The organism is Streptomyces sp. NPDC034103, assembly GCF_055575395.1.
On record NZ_JBVISS010000008.1, the window covers coordinates 259,775 to 276,404 of the forward strand.

General features: G+C 72.3%; 13 protein-coding genes. 6 read left to right on the forward strand and 7 right to left on the reverse strand.

What is annotated here, in order from left to right:
- Window positions 1–193: 193 nt before the first annotated feature.
- Window positions 194–943, forward strand: coding sequence for an enoyl-CoA hydratase/isomerase family protein (locus tag ACZ56U_RS19690; protein ID WP_469085265.1), 750 nt, complete (start codon window positions 194–196; stop codon window positions 941–943).
- Here the strand turns inward: ACZ56U_RS19690 and ACZ56U_RS19695 are convergent.
- Window positions 930–1,565 (reverse strand): DJ-1/PfpI family protein, encoded by a 636-nt coding sequence (locus tag ACZ56U_RS19695; RefSeq protein WP_469085266.1) that lies wholly within the window; start codon window positions 1,563–1,565, stop codon window positions 930–932. The two genes, ACZ56U_RS19690 and ACZ56U_RS19695, sit on opposite strands and share 14 nt — an antisense overlap.
- A gap of 72 nt (window positions 1,566–1,637) precedes the next feature.
- Window positions 1,638–2,597: a GlxA family transcriptional regulator gene (locus ACZ56U_RS19700; protein WP_469085267.1), complete on the reverse strand. Its 960-nt coding sequence runs from the start codon at window positions 2,595–2,597 to the stop codon at window positions 1,638–1,640.
- 116 nt (window positions 2,598–2,713) lie between these two features.
- On the opposite strand from ACZ56U_RS19700, the gene ACZ56U_RS19705 reads away from it, so the two are divergent.
- The 4 genes from ACZ56U_RS19705 (at window position 2,714) to ACZ56U_RS19720 (ending at window position 7,689) form a co-directional block, all read left to right on the forward strand.
- Window positions 2,714–3,583, forward strand: a complete 870-nt coding sequence (locus ACZ56U_RS19705; protein WP_469085268.1) for an SCO6745 family protein — start codon at window positions 2,714–2,716, stop codon at window positions 3,581–3,583.
- 141 nt (window positions 3,584–3,724) lie between these two features.
- Window positions 3,725–3,856 (forward strand): LPFR motif small protein, encoded by a 132-nt coding sequence (locus tag ACZ56U_RS19710; RefSeq protein ID WP_252100555.1) that lies wholly within the window; start codon window positions 3,725–3,727, stop codon window positions 3,854–3,856.
- 80 nt (window positions 3,857–3,936) lie between these two features.
- Complete coding sequence (locus ACZ56U_RS19715) at window positions 3,937–6,324, forward strand: Tex family protein (protein WP_469085269.1); 2,388 nt, start codon at window positions 3,937–3,939, stop codon at window positions 6,322–6,324.
- A 189-nt stretch (window positions 6,325–6,513) separates the two neighbouring features.
- Window positions 6,514–7,689: a serine hydrolase domain-containing protein gene (locus ACZ56U_RS19720; RefSeq protein WP_469085270.1), complete on the forward strand. Its 1,176-nt coding sequence runs from the start codon at window positions 6,514–6,516 to the stop codon at window positions 7,687–7,689.
- Here the strand turns inward: ACZ56U_RS19720 and ACZ56U_RS19725 are convergent.
- Window positions 7,686–9,329, reverse strand: a complete 1,644-nt coding sequence (locus tag ACZ56U_RS19725) for an ABC-F family ATP-binding cassette domain-containing protein (protein WP_469085271.1) — start codon at window positions 9,327–9,329, stop codon at window positions 7,686–7,688. The genes ACZ56U_RS19720 and ACZ56U_RS19725 overlap by 4 nt on opposite strands.
- Window positions 9,330–9,479: 150 nt before the next feature.
- The gene (locus tag ACZ56U_RS19730; protein ID WP_469085272.1) at window positions 9,480–10,502 is read right to left on the reverse strand and encodes an oxidoreductase; all 1,023 of its coding nucleotides are present in this window, start codon (window positions 10,500–10,502) and stop codon (window positions 9,480–9,482) included.
- 67 nt (window positions 10,503–10,569) lie between these two features.
- Here ACZ56U_RS19730 and ACZ56U_RS19735 point away from each other — a divergent pair, with 67 nt between their 5' ends.
- Window positions 10,570–11,520, forward strand: coding sequence for an FAD-dependent oxidoreductase (locus ACZ56U_RS19735; RefSeq protein ID WP_469085273.1), 951 nt, complete (start codon window positions 10,570–10,572; stop codon window positions 11,518–11,520).
- Between the two features lie 10 nt (window positions 11,521–11,530).
- On the opposite strand, the gene ACZ56U_RS19740 is transcribed toward ACZ56U_RS19735, so the two are convergent.
- From ACZ56U_RS19740 to ACZ56U_RS19750, 3 genes are all read right to left on the reverse strand, one after another.
- Window positions 11,531–13,234: a BCCT family transporter gene (locus ACZ56U_RS19740; protein ID WP_469085274.1), complete on the reverse strand. Its 1,704-nt coding sequence runs from the start codon at window positions 13,232–13,234 to the stop codon at window positions 11,531–11,533.
- A 66-nt stretch (window positions 13,235–13,300) separates the two neighbouring features.
- On the reverse strand, window positions 13,301–14,545 hold the full coding sequence (locus ACZ56U_RS19745; protein ID WP_469085275.1) for a M14 family metallopeptidase: 1,245 nt from the start codon (window positions 14,543–14,545) through the stop codon (window positions 13,301–13,303).
- The gene (locus tag ACZ56U_RS19750) at window positions 14,542–16,518 is read right to left on the reverse strand and encodes a Xaa-Pro dipeptidyl-peptidase (RefSeq protein WP_469085276.1); all 1,977 of its coding nucleotides are present in this window, start codon (window positions 16,516–16,518) and stop codon (window positions 14,542–14,544) included. The genes ACZ56U_RS19745 and ACZ56U_RS19750 overlap by 4 nt, the downstream gene beginning before the upstream one ends.
- Between the last annotated feature and the right edge of the window lie 112 nt (window positions 16,519–16,630).

Consider the following 16,630-nt stretch of genomic DNA (forward strand, 5'->3'; position numbering starts at 1 on the left):
GACATGGTCGACAGCGTGAACGCCTTTGCCCCACCCGTGTCCAGTTCGCGAACTATTCGGGTTGTACGGGTTTGGTGGCCGCCTCGTCCGGTTCGCTCCGTGTATCGCCCTCGGCGGCGAGCCGCCATCGGCGTCTCGCCGCACGGGGCCCCTCCCCGGGGGACGGGCGGCGGGTGCCGTTAGCATCCGGCCCATGGAGCAGCAGGTGCAGTACAGCGTCACCGACTCGGTGGCCACCGTCGTCATCGCCCGTCCGGCCAAGCGCAACGCCATGACCGCCGCGATGTGGCGCGCGCTGCCGCCGCTGCTCGACACCCTGGCCGCCGACCCGGACGTACGGGCTCTGGTGCTGACCGGGGAGGGCGGGACGTTCTGCGCCGGGGCCGACATCTCCACGCTGCGGGGCTCACCGGAGGAGGCGCAGGGGCTCGCGGTGGCGGCCGAGGAGGCCCTCGCGGCCTTTCCCAAGCCGACACTGGCGGCGATCCGCGGGCACTGCGTGGGCGGTGGGTCGCAGTTGGCGGCGGCCTGCGATCTGCGGTTCGCGGAGGAGGGGGCGCTGTTCGGGGTGACCCCGGCCAAGCTGGGGATCGTGTATCCGTCCTCCTCCACGCGGCGGTTGGTGGCGCTGGTGGGGCCGGCCACCACCAAGTACCTGCTGTTCTCCGGGGAGTTGATCGACGCCGGGCGGGCGCTGCGCACCGGGCTGGTCGACGAGGTGCTGCCGGAGGGCGAACTGGGCAAGCGGGTCGCGGAGTTCACCCGGATCCTGGTGTCCCGGTCACAGCTGACCCAGGCCGCGGCGAAGGAGTTCGCGGACGGGCGCACGGACCGGGACGAGCACTGGGCGCGGCAGGCGCGCGGCAACGGCGACACCGCGGAGGGCGTCGCCGCGTTCCTGGAGCGGAGGCAGCCGCGCTTCACCTGGACTACGTCAGGATGAACCGGCTCCTGCCGCGGAACTCCTCGACGAGGTGGGCCGGGGCCTTCTCCGGCGAGCCCGCGTCGTAGGGCGGCCGGGGGTCGTACTCGGTCAACAGCTGTACGGCCTGGGCGTGTTCGTCGCCGGCGATCCGGCCGAGCAGTGTGAGGCCCATGTCGATGCCGGAGGAGACACCGGCCGCGGTGACGTACTTGCCGTCGAGGACGACCCGCTCCCCCGTCGGTTCGGCGCCGTACCGCACGAGGAGGTCCAGGGCGAGCCAGTGGGAGGTCGCACGGCGTCCCCGAAGGAGTCCGGCGGCGGCCAGCAGCAGGGAGCCGGTGCACACGGACGTGGTCCAGGTGCTGGTGGCGTCGGCGGCGCGCAGCCAGTCCAGGAGCGTCTCGTTCTCCATCTGCGGAGTCTGGCCCGGCCCCCCGGGCACGACCACGATGTCGGGGCTAGGCACGTCGGCGAGCGAGCGGTCGGCGGTGAGCGCGAGGGTGCCGGTGTCGGTGCGGACAGGGCCCGTACGCTCGGCCACGAACACCACTTCCGCGTCCGGGAGGCGGCCCAGGGTCTCGTACGGGCCCACGGCGTCGAGGGCGGTGAACCGGTCGAACAGGACGATGGCGATCTGCATCGGATGCCTTTCGGGGGGTGGGTGCGGGGCGGGCCGGTGGCGTCGCTCGCAGGCGCCGGGAACCCGCGACGCTCAGTGGGTCGGTGTCGGGCGGAATCTGCGGCGGTACTCGGCCGGTGGCGTGCCGAGGGACCGGATGAAGGCACGGCGCATCGCCTCCGGGGTGCCGTAGCCGCTGGCCCGGGAGATCTCCTCGACGCCGTCGGCGGTGTCCTCCAGGAGGCGGCGGGCGTGTTCCAGGCGGACCCGGTCGACATAGCGGCCGGGGGTCATGCCGGTCTCGGTCCGGAAGGCGCGGGCGAAGTGGCGCGGCGAGAGACGGGCGCGGGCGGCGAGGGACTCCACGCCGAGGTCGCCGTCCGGATGCTCGGTGATCCACCGCTGGACCTCCCGCAAGGGCTCGCGGCGGGCGGTCTGGCCCGCCAGCTGGGCGCTGAACTGGGCCTGGTTCCCCGGCCGGCGCAGGAATACCACCAGATGACGGGCGATGGTGAGGGCGACGTCCCGGTCCAGGTCCTCCTCCACCAGCGCGAGGGCGAGGTCGATGCCGGAACTGACGCCCGCGGAGGTGGCGACGCGGCCGTCCCGGATGTAGATCGGGTCGGGTTCGACGTCGATCTCCGGATGGTCCCGGGCGAGCTTGTCGGCGTACGCCCAGTGCGTCGTGGCGCGTCGGCCGTCCAGCAGGCCCGCCCGGGCGAGCAGGATCGCGCCGGTGCAGACGGAGACCAGGCGCTCGGCGGACGGGGCGTGTGCACGCAGCCAGTCGGTCAGGCGCGGATCCGGGGAGCGGGTGCCCTGGCCGCCGGGGACGAGGAGGGTGTGCGGTACCGGCGCGTCGGTCAGGGCCAGATCCGGTACGAGGCGCAGGCCGCTGGAGGTGCGCACGGGGGCGCCGTCCAGGGAGGCGGTGCGGATGCGGTACGTGCCCGGGGTGTGCGTCTCGGCCCCGGCGAACACCTCCAGCGGGCCCGTGACGTCGAGGCTCTGTACGTCGTCGAACAGGACGACGAGAACGGTTCGCTGCGTCATGCACCCGAGTCTGGGCGGCGCCCCCGGATGGCCGCAATGACGAGCAGCCCACCTTTTCTGCCACTTGGCTCCCACCCCTCCAGGTGGCATACCAAGCGGTTGGTAACCTGCCCGGCATGACCACCGCCTCCCTTGCGCCCAAAGCCGCCCGCCGCTGCGCGAACGCGCTCAACTCCCTGCACGCCACCTCCTACTTCGCGCCCGAGCTGGGCGAGGAGCTGGCCGCGATCGGGATCACGCATCCCCGGGCCGCGAACTTCGCGGTGCGGGCGGCCGCCCTGGGAGCCGTGGGCGCCGGGACGGTCACGGCGACCTTCTACAACTACAAGCACAGCCTCGTGGCCCGGTTCGTCCCCGCCGTATGGGACCAGGCCTCGCCCGAGGCCGTCCTCGCGGCACGCGTGCGTGGCGTGGACGCGGCACTGCGGCGGCTGCTCGGCGCGGACACGCTGACGTCCCCGGAGATGGCCGAGGCCGCGGAGCTGGCGCTGCGGGCCACCGAGGCCTGCTCCCGCGGCGCCCGCCCGCTCTACGCGGCGCACGCGGACCTGCCCGTGCCCGAGGAACCGCACCTGGCGTACTTCCACGCCACGACTCTGCTGCGCGAGCACCGGGGCGACGGCCATCTCGCCGCGCTGACGGCAGCCGAGCTGGACGGCCTGGAGGCCATGGTGACCCACACGGCGACCGGCAAGGGCATGACCCCGAAGTGGGTGCTCACCACGCGCGGCTGGAGTCAGGACGAGTGGGACGCGGCGACCGGACGGCTCCGGGATCGCGGTCTGCTGGCCGCGGACGGCGAACTGACCGAGCGGGGCGTGGCGCTGCGCGCCGACATCGAGGACATGACGGACCGCCTGGACCGGGCGCCGTACGAGCACCTCGGCGCCGAGGGCGTGGCCCGGCTGACCGAACTCGGGGCGGGGTTCGCGCGGGCGGCGCTGGCGGCGGGCGCCTACCCGGCGGACCTGATCGGCAAGGGCTGAGCGGCGGGCCCGCTCAGCAGCGGCTCCCGGGAGGCAGAGCCAAACCCCGGCCACATCTCTGCACTTCGGACGCATGACACCGTCTCGTCGAGGTACCCGCACCTTCCGACCACCGTGGTCGGCCGACGAAAGGGGAAGCTCGTGTTCCGAGCCATCGCAGACGTCCTGCGCCAGATCGGCGGCGCCATCGCCACCGTCGTGACGCTGCCCTTCCGGGCGCTGGCCCGGCTCTTCGGCGGGGCCTCCGGCTCGACGCGCAGCCGCCGGGCCTGATGTCCGCGCCCTGATCCCCGATTGTCGGTGCCACCTGCCACAATTGCCGCGCAACCTCTGTGAGAAGGCGGTACGGCATCGTGACGACACGCGAGCCCATCGACATCGGATCCATCGAAGGAAGGATCGCCGAGGAGCTCGGCGTTCGGGAGCGGCAGGTCAAGGCCGCCGTGGAACTGCTCGACGGTGGTTCCACGGTTCCCTTCATCGCCCGCTACCGCAAGGAAGCGACCGAGATGCTCGACGACGCGCAACTGCGCACGATCGAGGAGCGGCTGCGTTATCTGCGGGAGCTGGAGGAGCGGCGGACGGCGATCCTGGAGTCGGTGCGCGAGCAGGGCAAGCTCACCGAGGAGCTGGAAGCACGGATCCGGGGGGCCGAGACCAAGGCGCGGCTCGAGGACATCTACCTGCCGTACAAGCCCAAGCGGCGGACGAAGGCGCAGATCGCCCGGGAGGCGGGGCTCGAGCCGCTCGCCGAGGGGCTGCTCACCGACCCGACGGTCGAACCGCTCGCCGCGGCCGCCGCGTTCGTCGACGCCGACAAGGGCGTCGCCGACCCGCAGGCCGCGCTCGACGGCGCCCGCGCCATCCTCACCGAGCGGTTCTCCGAGGACGCCGACCTGATCGGCGAACTCCGCGAGCGGATGTGGGTGCGGGGGCGGCTGGCCGCAAAGGTGCGGGACGGCAAGGAGGAGGCCGGCGCCAAGTTCGCCGACTACTTCGACTTCGCCGAGCCCTTCACGGAACTGCCCTCGCACCGCGTCCTCGCGATGCTGCGCGGCGAGAAGGAGGAGGTCCTCGACCTCGTCCTGGAGCCGGAGGAGCCGACCGAGGGGCCCTCCTCGTACGAGGGGATCGTCGCCCACAGGTTCGGCATCGCCGACCGCGGGCGCCCCGGTGACAAGTGGCTGACGGACACCGTCCGTTGGGCCTGGCGCACCCGCCTGCTGGTGCATCTCGGCATCGACCTGCGGCTGCGGCTGCGGACGGCCGCCGAGGACGAGGCGGTGAACGTCTTCGCGGCGAACCTCCGCGACCTGCTGCTCGCCGCCCCGGCCGGCACGCGCGCGACGCTGGGCCTGGACCCGGGCTTCCGTACGGGCGTGAAGGTCGCCGTCGTCGACGCCACCGGCAAGGTCGTCGCGACCGACGTCATCTACCCGCACGTCCCGGCCAACAAGTGGGACGAGGCCATCGCCAAGCTGTCCCGGCTCGCCAAGGAGCACGCGGTCGAGCTGATCGCGATCGGCAACGGCACGGCGTCCCGTGAGACCGACAAGCTCGCCGGTGAACTCATCACCAGGCACCCGGAGTTGAATCTCACCAAGGTGATGGTCTCCGAGGCGGGCGCGTCCGTGTACTCGGCCTCCGCCTTCGCCTCGCAGGAACTGCCCGACATGGACGTCTCCCTGCGCGGCGCCGTCTCCATCGCGCGCCGGCTCCAGGACCCGCTCGCCGAGCTCGTGAAGATCGACCCGAAGTCCATCGGTGTCGGCCAGTACCAGCACGACCTGTCCGAGGTGAAGCTGTCGCGTTCCCTGGACGCGGTGGTGGAGGACTGTGTGAACGGCGTGGGCGTGGACGTCAACACCGCGTCCGCCCCGCTGCTGTCCCGGGTCTCCGGCATCACCTCCGGGCTCGCCGAGAACATCGTGGCGCACCGCGACGCCAACGGCCCGTTCACCTCGCGCACCGCGCTGAAGAAGGTGGCCCGCCTCGGCCCGAAGGCCTACGAGCAGTGCGCGGGCTTCCTGCGCATCCGCGGCGGGGACGACCCGCTCGACGCGTCCAGCGTGCACCCCGAGGCGTACCCGGTGGTGCGGCGCATGGTGAAGACCTCCGGCCAGGAGGTCGCCTCGCTCATCGGCAACACCGGTGTGCTGCGCTCGCTGCGGCCCGAGGCGTTCGTGGACGAGACGTTCGGTCTGCCCACCGTCACCGACATCCTCAAGGAGCTGGAGAAGCCCGGGCGCGACCCGCGGCCCGCCTTCAAGACGGCCACCTTCAAGGAGGGCGTCGAGAAGATCTCCGACCTGGAGTCCGGGATGGTCCTGGAGGGTGTCGTCACCAACGTGGCGGCGTTCGGGGCGTTCATCGACATCGGTGTCCATCAGGACGGTCTCGCCCATGTCTCCGCGCTGTCGAAGACGTTCGTGAAGGACCCGCGGGACGTGGTGAAGCCGGGTGACATCGTCAAGGTGAAGGTCCTCGACATCGACATCCCGCGCAAGCGGATCTCGCTGACGCTGCGGCTGGACGACGAGGCGCAGGCCTCCGGCGGTGAGCGCCGGGAGCAGCGGGGCGGGCGGCCGCCTCAGCAGCGGCAGCAGGGCCGGCAGCGCCAGACCGGGGGCCGCGGGGGCCAGGGCGGCGCGTCGCGTCAGGCGGCGCCGCCGGCGAACAGCGCGATGGCCGATGCGCTGCGCAAGGCCGGGTTGCTCGACGCGAAGAAGGGGCGGCGCTGACACGTCGTGACAGGTCGTGGGGAACCGCGGGCCCGCCGGGGCCGATCGCGCGGTTCCCCGTGCCCGTGGGCGGGGTCGCCTCGCGCCTCCTCGCATTGAGCCAGGTGCAGTAGCTCAAGCGGCTCCCCCGCTTCGGGCCGGGCGAAGCTGGGCGGGTCAGTCCCCCGTCCCACCTGCCCGGGAGAGCCCATGCCCGTCCGATCCGTCAGATCCCGTCGGCTCACCGCCGTAGCCCTGGTCGCGGCCTGCCTGGCCGCCCTGTCACCGGCCGCCGACGCCGCCACGTCTCCCGGGCCGCACGCCGACGACCGACTTCAGCGGCAGCTCGACGAGCTCGTCGCCGCGCCCGGTGGGCCGCCCGGGGCCATCGCCGTGCTCCGCGACGGCGCGCACACCCGGGTCGTCCGGGCCGGGGTCGCCGATCTGGAGTCCCGTCGCCCGCCCAGACCGCACGACCACATGCGGATCGCCAGTACGGCCAAGGCGTTCAGCGGCGCCGTCGCGCTCACCCTGGTCGACCGGGGTGACCTGCGCCTCGGCGAGACGATCGGGAAGCGGCTGCCCCACCTGCCCAAGGCCTGGCACGCCGTGACGCTGCGCCAGCTGCTCCAGCACACCAGCGGTCTGCCCGACTACTCGCGCAGCCCCGGGTTCCTGAAGATCGTCCTCGCCGACCCCCGGCACCGCTTCGACTCGCGCCGCCTGCTGGACTTCGTGGCGGACGAGCCCCTGGAGTTCCGGGCCGGCTCCCGGTACCGGTACTCCAACTCGGACAACATCGCCGTGGCCCTGATGGCGGAGGCGGCCACCGGCGTCCGGTACGAGGAACTACTGCGCAAGCTCGTGTACCGGCCACTGGACCTGCGCGAGACCAGCCTGCCGCAGGGCTACCGGATGCCGGAGCCGTATCTGCACGGCTATGACGTGAGCCCGCCCGAGCCGCCGGAGGACGTGAGCGAGGTCCTCGGCATGTCCGGTGTGTGGGCCTCGGGCGGGATCGTCTCCACGCCCTCGGACATGACACGCTTCATCCGCGGGTACGCCGGTGGCCGGCTGTACAGCCCGCACGTCGTGCGCAAGCAGCGCGACTGGATCCCCGGTTCGTCCGAGCCCAAGGGCCCCGGGCGCAACGACGCGGGGCTCGCCCTCTTCCGGTACACCACCCGGTGCGGCGTGGTGCTGGGGCACACCGGCAACACCCTCGGCTACACCCAGCTGATCGCCGCCACACCGGACGGCCACCGGTCGCTGACGTTCTCCGTGACCACCCAGGTCAACCAGGCCCAGAAGCCCGACCTGTTGCGCCGGATGCGCGCCGTGCAGGAGAACTTCGTCTGCGCCCTGCTGCGCCGCGGGGCCGCCTAGGCCCGCTCGGTCACCTTGCCGTCCGCGACCTCCAGGCGTCGGGTGACGTGGACGGCGTCGAGCATGCGGCGGTCGTGGGTGACCAGCAGGAGGGTGCCCTCGTAGGCGTCCAGGGCGGACTCCAGCTGTTCGATCGCGGGGAGGTCGAGGTGGTTGGTGGGCTCGTCGAGGACCAGGAGGTTGACGCCCCTGCCCTGGAGCAGGGCGAGCGCCGAGCGGGTGCGTTCGCCGGGTGAGAGGGTCGCCGCCGGGCGCAGGACGTGCTCCGACTTCAGGCCGAACTTGGCCAGGAGGGTGCGCACCTCCGCCGGTTCGGTGTCGGGTACCGCGGCACCGAACGCGTCCAGGAGTGACTCCGGGCCGTGGAACAGCTTGCGGGCCTGGTCGACCTCGCCGATCAGTACGCCCGAGCCGAGGGCCGCGCTGCCGGCGTCGACCGGGACGCGGCCCAGCAGGGCGCCGAGGAGCGTCGACTTGCCTGCGCCGTTCGCGCCGGTGACCGCCACCCGGTCCGCCCAGTCGATCTGGAGGGTCACCGGGCCGAGCACGAAGTCGCCGCGGCGGACCTCCGCCTCCCGCAGGGTCGCCACGACCGAACCCGAGCGCGGGGCGGAGGCGATCTCCATGCGCAGGTCCCACTCCTTGCGCGGCTCCTCGACGACCTCCAGGCGTTCGATCATGCGCTGGGTCTGGCGGGCCTTCGCGGCCTGCTTCTCGCTGGCCTCGCTGCGGAACTTGCGGCCGATCTTGTCGTTGTCGTTGCCCGCCTTGCGGCGCGCGTTCTTCACGCCCTTGTCCATCCAGGAGCGCTGGGTCTGCGCCCGGTCCTGGAGGGCGGACCTCTTGTCGGCGTACTCGTCGTAGTCGTCGCGGGCGTGCCGGCGGGCCACCTCGCGCTCCTCCAGATAGGCCTGGTACCCGCCGCCGTAGAGGTTGATCTGGTTCTGCGCGAGGTCGAGTTCGAGGACCTTGGTGACGGTGCGGGTGAGGAACTCGCGGTCATGGCTGACGACGACCGTGCCGGCCCGCAGGCCGCTGACGAAGCGCTCCAGGCGCTCCAGGCCGTCCAGGTCGAGGTCGTTGGTCGGTTCGTCGAGCAGGAAGACGTCGTAGCGGGAGAGCAGCAGCGATGCCAGCCCGGCCCGTGCCGCCTGGCCGCCGGACAGGGACGTCATCGGCTGGTCCAGGTCGACCGCCAGGCCCAGGGAGTCGGCGACCTCCTCGGCGCGCTCGTCGAGGTCGGCGCCGCCGAGGTCGAGCCAGCTCTCCAGGCTCGTCGCGTACGCGTCGTCGGCGCCCGGCGCCCCGTCGACCAGGGCCTGGGTCGCCTCGTCCATGACCCGCTGGGCCTCGGCGACGCCGGTGCGGCGGGCCAGGAAATCCCGGATCGTCTCGCCGGGCCGGCGTTCCGGCTCCTGCGGGAGGTGGCCGACGCTCGCCGTCGGCGGGGAGAGCCGCAGCTCGCCCGACTCGGGCGGGGTGAGCCCGGCGAGCAGCCGGAGCAGGGTGGACTTGCCCGCGCCGTTGGCTCCGACCAGCCCGATGACGTCGCCGGGCGCGACGACGAGGTCGAGTCCGGTGAACAGGGCGCGGTCGCCGTGGCCGGCGGCGAGATTCTTGGCGACGAGGGTTGCAGTCATCAGGGGTGATCCTAGCGAGGGCCGCGGGCGGGTCTCCTCCCTGTTCCGGCCGGGTGCCTGGGGCCGGCGCCCCGCGGTGTCGTGGGCGGCGGCTCGGGCACCCCTTGTTCCACTGACGCGCCGGGCCCGCCGCGCGCCGAGGGCCCGCCCTCAGTGCGCCATCGCCTCCACCAGGACGCTGTCCGCGGTCCGCGCCACCACGAACGACTCTCCCTTCACCGCCTTGGCGTCCAGCGCGATGCGGTGCCGGCCGGCCTCCAGGACGCCGTCGAAGACCTCCGCCGCGTGGGTGCGCAGGAGCCGGTCGAGGCGGTACGCCGTCAGGCGCACCCGGCACGGCGAGGTGACCTCGATGCCCGCCTCGCCGTCGGCGGCGACCAGCCGGGTCAGCCGGCGCTGCTCCTGCGGGCTGCGGTCGAGGGCGTGCTCTATCTGGGCGACGAGGAGCGGGACGATGGGGGCGAGGCCGTCGACGTAGGTCACCTCGACGTCGGCGGCTTCGAAGGAGCGGCGCACGGCGGCACGTTCCTGCTGACCGACCGCGCGGCCGAAGGCGACGGCGCCGTAGGCGCGCAGTTCGTCGGCGGGGACGCCGTCGGCGTCCTGGGTGATGTCGGCGCCGATGCCGATGGTGCGCAGGGCGGCGGCGAGCTTGGCCAGGAGCGCGACCCGGGCGCCGATCAGCAGGACGCGGCGGCGCGGGCTCGCGGAGTCGGGGGCGAGCAGGGAGTCCAGGGCCCGGCGGTACTCGGGGCCGTGGAAGCGGAAGGGCCCGATGCCGTGGTAGCCGTTGAGCTCCAGGTCGGCGTGTTCGTCGGTCTGCCAGGCGAAGTCCCGCCAGATGAAGTCGCCGCCCTCCTTCTCGATGACGGCGGTGACCGCCCCGCAGGCGAGGTCCTCGCACTCGGGGCAGCCGTAGATGATGTAGCGGCCGTCCCGCAGGGGGGCGTCCGTCTCCAGCAGCAGGCTGCGGACCTGGGCGGCGAAGATGGCGGGCGGGACGTCCGAGGCCAGCGGGGAGACGGCGTCGAGGTCGGAGAGCTGGAAGAGCAGCGGTCGCCCGTCGACGATGAAGTCCACGAAGTCCCGGTGGACTTGGTAGTCACCGTTGACGAGGACTCCACCGGCACGCATCGCCGGTGCCAGGCCGAAGGTCGCGTACGCGGCAGACATGCTGCGAGTATTCCCGCAGCAAGCGCCCTCAGAGCACGGCATTGGGACATTCCGCTAACGTCCTGGCGTGGACAGTGAGCTGGGCAGCGAGATCGTCGTGGTCGGCGGCGGGGTCATCGGGCTGACGACGGCCGTGGTTCTCGCGGAACGCGGCAGGCGGGTCCGCGTGTGGACCCGGGATCCCGTCGAGCGCACCACCTCGGCGGTTGCCGGGGCGCTGTGGTGGCCCTACCGGATCGAGCCGGCCGCGTCGGCGCGGGCGTGGGCGCTGCGCTCGCTGGAGGTGTACGAGGCGCTGGCGGCGGACCCCGACCGGACCGGCGTACGCATGGTCGAAGGAGTACTGGGCGAAGGGGACCTGGACGAGGCCCGGGCCTGGCTGGGCGAGCGGGTGCCGGGGCTGCGGGCGGCGACGGGCGCGGAGTACGCCGGGAGCGGGCTCTGGGCGCGGTTGCCGCTGGTCGACATGAGTGTCCATCTGCCCTGGCTGCGGCGGCGGTTGAGCGAGGCGGGCGGAATCGTCGAGACCCGCGCGGTGTCCGACCTCGCGGCGGTGGAAGCACCGGTGGTGGTCAACTGCACCGGGCTGGGCGCGCGGGAGCTGGTGCCCGACGCGTCCGTGCGGCCGGTGCGGGGACAGGTGGTCGTGGTGGCGAACCCGGGGGTGCGGACCTGGGCCGTCTCGACCGACACGGACGGCGGGCTGGCGTACTTCTTCCCGCACCCGGACCGGCTGGTGCTGGGCGGCACGGCCGAGGAGGACGCCTGGTCCAGGGAGCCGGATCCGGCGGTGGCCGAGGCGATCGTACGGCGGTGTGCGGCGCTGCGGCCGGAGATCGCCGGGGCGCGGGTGCTGGGGCATCGCGTGGGTCTGCGGCCGGCGCGGCACGCCGTGCGCCTGGAGCGGGAGGCGCTGCCGGGTGGGCGGGTGCTGGTGCACAACTACGGGCACGGCGGGGCCGGGGTGACCGTGGCGTGGGGGTGCGCGGGGGAGGCGGCGGTGCTCGCCTCCCCCTGAACTCCGCGGCTCAGCCGTGGTCGTGGCCGAGTGGGTCGCCCTCCGTCTCCGTTCCCGGCCCCGGACCGACCTTGATCTCGAAGTCGCCGTCGTACTTCTTGTGGCCCTCGATGACGGCGAGTTCGACGGCCTCGGAGCCCATCTCGCCGCGCACGATGACCGGGTCGCGCCGCAGGTCGCGCATGAGGGCGACGCACATGCCGATCATCACCAGGACGAAGGGGGCGGCGGCGAGGATCGTGAGGTTCTGCAGGCCGGTGAGGGCGTCGCCCTGGCCGCTGCCGACGAGCAGCATGATCGCGGCGACCGCGCCGGTCACCACGCCCCAGAACACCACGACGAAACGGCCGGGTTCGAGCGCGCCCCGCTGCGAGAGCGTGCCCATCACGATGGAGGCGGCGTCGGCGCCCGAGACGAAGAAGATGCCGACCAGGATCATCACGAGCAGGCTGGTGGCCGTGGCGATGGGGAACTCCTGGAGGACACCGAAGAGTTGGCCCTCGGGGGTGTCCTCACCACCGAGCGCGCCGCCCTCCTTGAGCTTCATCGCCGTACCGCCGAAGACGGCGAACCAGACCAGGCTGACGGTGCTGGGGACGAGGATGACGCCGCCGACGAACTGGCGGATGGTGCGGCCGCGGCTGATGCGGGCGATGAACATGCCGACGAACGGCGTCCAGGAGATCCACCACGCCCAGTAGAAGACGGTCCAGCTGCCGAGCCAGTCCGCGACGCCCTCGCCGCCGCTGGCCTCGGTGCGGCCGGCGAGCTGGGGCAGGTCGCCGAGGTAGGCGAAGATCGAGGTGGGCAGCAGGTCCAGGACGATGATGGTGGGCCCGGCGACGAACACGAACACGGCGAGGATCAGGGCGAGCACCATGTTGGTGTTGGACAGCCACTGGATGCCCCGCTCGACCCCGGAGACCGCCGAGAGGACGAAGGCCAGGGTCAGCACGGCGATGATGGTGACGAGCAGGCCCTCGCTGACGTCGTCCATCCACTCCAGCTCCTGGAAGCCGGAGCCGATCTGGAGCGCGCCGAGTCCGAGGGAGGCCGCGGAGCCGAAGACGGTGGCGATGATCGCGAGGATGTCGATCACCCGTCCCGCGGTGCCGTTGGCGTTCTTCTCCCCGATCAGCGGGGTGAACACGGCGCTGATGGTCTGGCGGCGGCGCTTGCGGAAGGTGCTGTAGGCGATGCCGAGGCCGACCACCGCGTAGATCGCCCAGGGGTGCAGCGTCCAGTGGAAGAGGGTGGTGGCCATCGCCGTCTCCATGCGCTCGCCGGAGTTGGCGGGGTCGGTGCCCGGGGGTGCGGTGGTGTAGTGCGAGAGGGGCTCGCTGACGCCGTAGAACATCAGGCCGATGCCCATGCCGGCGCTGAACATCATCGCGACCCACGACACGGTCTTGAACTCGGGCTCCTCGCCCTCCGCGCCGAGGTGGATGCGGCCGTAGCGGCTGGCGGCGAGCCAGAGGGCGAAGACCACGAAACAGGATGCGGCCAGCATGAAGGCCCAACCACCGTTGTGGATGAGGCCGTTGAGCATCTTGGTGGAGACGCTCTCCAGGGAGTCCGTCGCCGTCGAGCCCCAGATCACGAAGGCGAGGGTGATGACGGCGGTGACCCCGAACACCACCCAGTCCGTGGGGTGGGGGTCGGAAACGTCCGAAGGACCTTCCCGACCTCCCCTTTTCATCAGGTCTTCTGTCATTTTGCGGCACCTTTTCCTGAAAGTCGTGGTTACGACCTACCACAGGTGTCGCGGATCGTCACTCTTTCAACAGTCAGTGTCGGGTTCCCCGACCGTGAGACGGTATGCCGCGCGTTCGTCGAGGAGCAGCGGGACGAGGGCGCGCAGCGGTTGCCGGAGCGGGACGTAGGTGCCCTTGGTCCGCACGCCGTGCAGGGCGAGTTCGTCCTTGACCTGCTGGTACTGGTCCTTGGTGAGCCGGTAGCCGCAGGGCGGGTCCGGGATCACCTCGGCGGGTTCGGGCGGGTCGTTGTCGGCGCCGCCGAGGTAGACGGGGCCGGTGTCGGCGTAGCCCGTGTGGCGAGCCGTGGTCGTCGCCGCCTCGATCCGGCCGCGCCGGTCGTCGGTGAACCGGAACAGGCCTTTCAGCGCGGCCAGTTGGGAGTTCACCCGACGCCGGTTGTTGGTCGCCTCGTCGACGTCGGCGAGTGCGTCGACGCGGCTCTCGATGAGCAGGCCGACCGCGTGCTTGACGCCGGACATGTTCCGCAGGATGCGTTCCTGTCCGTCGCCGGCGGTCTGCCGGACCGGTTCGCCCGTGACGGGGTCGGTCCAGATGCCGTAGGTGCCGGTGGTGTACCCGGCGTGCCGCGCGGCGGGGCGGACGTACCCCTGGGACAGGGTCTCGGCCTCGTCGTGGACCTGTGCGTCGGTGTTGAGGTTGCGGGGCCAGAGGTCGAAGAGGTCCTTGTCGTAGTAGGGCGGTGTGGGCGAGTACTCGTGCAGGTCGTAGACGACGTCGGGCCGCCGGTCGCGGAGCACCGCGGCCAGGGCCCGCCCCTCGGCGGTCGCGAGGGCGAGGTGGTCGCGGTTGACGTCGACGCCGTCGCTGTTGCCGCGGGTGTCGGCGGCCCGGCCGTCGGGGTTGGCGGTGGGCACGACGAACAGCGTGGTGCGGTCCAGGAAGCGCCGGGTGCCGGCGTCCTTCGCGTACGCCAGGTCGCGGACCTTGGACAGACAGGCCTCGCGGCCGGACGGCTCGTCGCCGTGCTGGCTGCACACGAGGAGGACCCTGTTCGAGGCGTTCGGCCTGCCGAGCCGGACCAGTTGGAGGGGGCGCCCCTGTTTCGTCGTACCGATGCGGGCGACCGAGACCCGGCCGCTCGCCGCGTCGACGGCCGCCAGGAAGTCCTGTTCCTCCCTCTCGCCGGTCCAACGGGCACCGTTGGACCGCTCGAAGCCGGTGCGCGGCGGGGAGTCGGTCGCCTGGGCCGGCACGGCGACCAGGGACGCTGCCAGGGCCGCCGTGCTCAGGGTGAGGGCTCGGATCAACGCTCCGCCCCCGGGACCCGGTGGACCGAGCGCGGGGCATGGACGCCGTCGAGTGTCATGGGCTCCGCCACGGCTGCCCCGGCGCCCTTGGTGGCGTGCGCGAAGGCCGCGGCGCCGCCGACCAGCGGGACACGCGCCTTGGTGCGCGACAGATCGATCGTGAGCGTCGGCTTCGTCGACGGCGGGTCGATCAGGTCCTTGTCGGTGCCCGCGACGATCAGCGCGAGCCGGTGACCGGCGGGGACGACATGGTCGGTGGCGGCCAGGTCGATGGTGAGGGTGTACGCCTTGCCCGGGGTGAGCGGGACGCCCTTGCCGGGGTCGGCGTAGGTGCCGAGATCGGCCCAGCCGCGGCTGACCACGTTGTACTCGACGTCGGCGGTCCTGGCCCTGGTCTCCTTGAAGCAGGCGCTGTCCCCCGCGGTGCTCGCGCCCCAGCAGGTGCGGTCGGTGAGGGTGGTGATGCCCTCGCCGCTCGCCGCGTAGTCGCGGATGGTGTCCGGACCGAGGTCCACGAGCACGGCGGAGAGATGGGCCGTGGTGGTGGTCGGGGTCGCGGTGACCATGACCTTCGAGGAGCCGGCCAGGCGCAGGTCCTTGGTGAGGACGCCGGTGGCGAAGCCCGCCTTCTCGGGGGTGGCGGTGTCGATCCGCGCGGCCCAGTCGGTCTCGCTGAGCGCCGGGTCGTCGGTGAACGTCTCCGTGCCGCGCCCGCGGGTGAGGCCGAGGGTGCCGACGCCGGGGGTGTCGCCCTGGGCGGGGCGCAGGGCGACCGCGGAGGTGCCGCGCGGGGGCCAGGACTTGGAGGTCACCCACTGGTCGGGGTGGCGTTCGATGTCGGCCATCGGCTCACGGTCGATGCCGTTGTCGTAGCCGAGGAGTTCGTGGTCGAACCAGCGGTGCAGGGTGTCGACCCAGGTGGCGCGGCGGAAGTCGAAGGGGTCGACATGGCCGGTCTGGGAGAGCCAGATCTTGCGCTCGACGCCGTTCTTCGCGAGGGCGTCCCACCACTGGCCGAGGTGCTTCATACGGACGTTGAGGTCCTGCTGTCCGTGGATCGCGAAGACGCTGGCCCTCACCTTGGAGGCGGCCTTGACGTAGTCCCGCTCGGTCCACAGGCCGGTCCAGTCACCGGTGCGCGGGGCGCCGTCGACGATCCTCTGCTGGACGGCGTCGCACTTGGCGCGGGCGTCGGGGCTGTTGACGTAGTCGGACAGCCAGTCGGGGCCGGAGTCGTAGAGCGGGGCGCCCTGCTGGAAGTAGTAGTCGTACCAGGAGGAGATGGCGCTGATCGGGACGATCGTCCGCAGGCCCTTGACGCCGGTGGCGGCCACGCCGTTGGCGATGGTGCCGTCCCAGCTCTTGCCGATCATCCCCGTCCTGCCGTTGGTCCAGGTCGCCTTGGCGCGTGCGGTGCCGGTGCGGCTGGTGTACGCGGTGGCCCGGCCGTTCAGCCAGTCGACCACCGCCTTGGCGGAAAGGATGTCCGAGCGGCCGCCCACGTCGACACAGCCGTCGGAGCGGTTCGTGCCGGCGAGGTCCACGCCGACGACGGCGTAGCCGCGCGGCACGAAGTAGTTGTCGTAGAAGAGCGGCATCTGGACGACGTGACCGTTCGCGTCGTACGTCTTCTTCTGGCTCTCGTTGCCGCGCCCGCAGCAGGAGTAGTAGGGGCTGGCGTCCATGATGACCGGAACCTTGCGGCCCTGCCGGGCGAGTTCGCGGGGACGGACGATGTCGACGGCCACCCGGTCGTGCTTCCCGTCGCCGTCCCCGTCCAGTCCGGTGTCCACCCAGACGGCCTCGCGGACGGCGTTGTCGTAGGAGTAGACGGGTTTGCTCTCGCGCGGGCCCGCCTGTGCGGCGGCGGGCGTGAGGAACGTGGCCAGCAGGGCGGCGGTGGCCGCCGTCGCGAAGCGGGTCCGGGCCCCGCTCGACGGTCTCCAGATCGTGAAGCGCGTGCGAATCGGCATGCGCGGACGGTACAGCGGTCAACTCCCGTGCAAAAGAGGGCCCATCGGGGCGACGAAGGAGTGGCCGGAAAGGTGCGTGGGACGGGATGGCTCGTGACGGCCGAATGGCGAT

Coding starts and splice junctions, on each gene's coding strand:
- ACZ56U_RS19740 (WP_469085274.1), bottom strand. CDS start 13,234: ATGACAGAAGACCTGATGAAAAGGGGAGGTCGGGAAGGTCCTTCGGAC.
- ACZ56U_RS19730 (WP_469085272.1), bottom strand. CDS start 10,502: ATGTCTGCCGCGTACGCGACCTTCGGCCTGGCACCGGCGATGCGTGCC.
- ACZ56U_RS19725 (WP_469085271.1), bottom strand. CDS start 9,329: ATGACTGCAACCCTCGTCGCCAAGAATCTCGCCGCCGGCCACGGCGAC.
- ACZ56U_RS19750 (WP_469085276.1), bottom strand. CDS start 16,518: ATGCCGATTCGCACGCGCTTCACGATCTGGAGACCGTCGAGCGGGGCC.
- ACZ56U_RS19720 (WP_469085270.1), top strand. CDS start 6,514: ATGCCCGTCCGATCCGTCAGATCCCGTCGGCTCACCGCCGTAGCCCTG.
- ACZ56U_RS19690 (WP_469085265.1), top strand. CDS start 194: ATGGAGCAGCAGGTGCAGTACAGCGTCACCGACTCGGTGGCCACCGTC.
- ACZ56U_RS19695 (WP_469085266.1), bottom strand. CDS start 1,565: ATGCAGATCGCCATCGTCCTGTTCGACCGGTTCACCGCCCTCGACGCC.
- ACZ56U_RS19705 (WP_469085268.1), top strand. CDS start 2,714: ATGACCACCGCCTCCCTTGCGCCCAAAGCCGCCCGCCGCTGCGCGAAC.
- ACZ56U_RS19700 (WP_469085267.1), bottom strand. CDS start 2,597: ATGACGCAGCGAACCGTTCTCGTCGTCCTGTTCGACGACGTACAGAGC.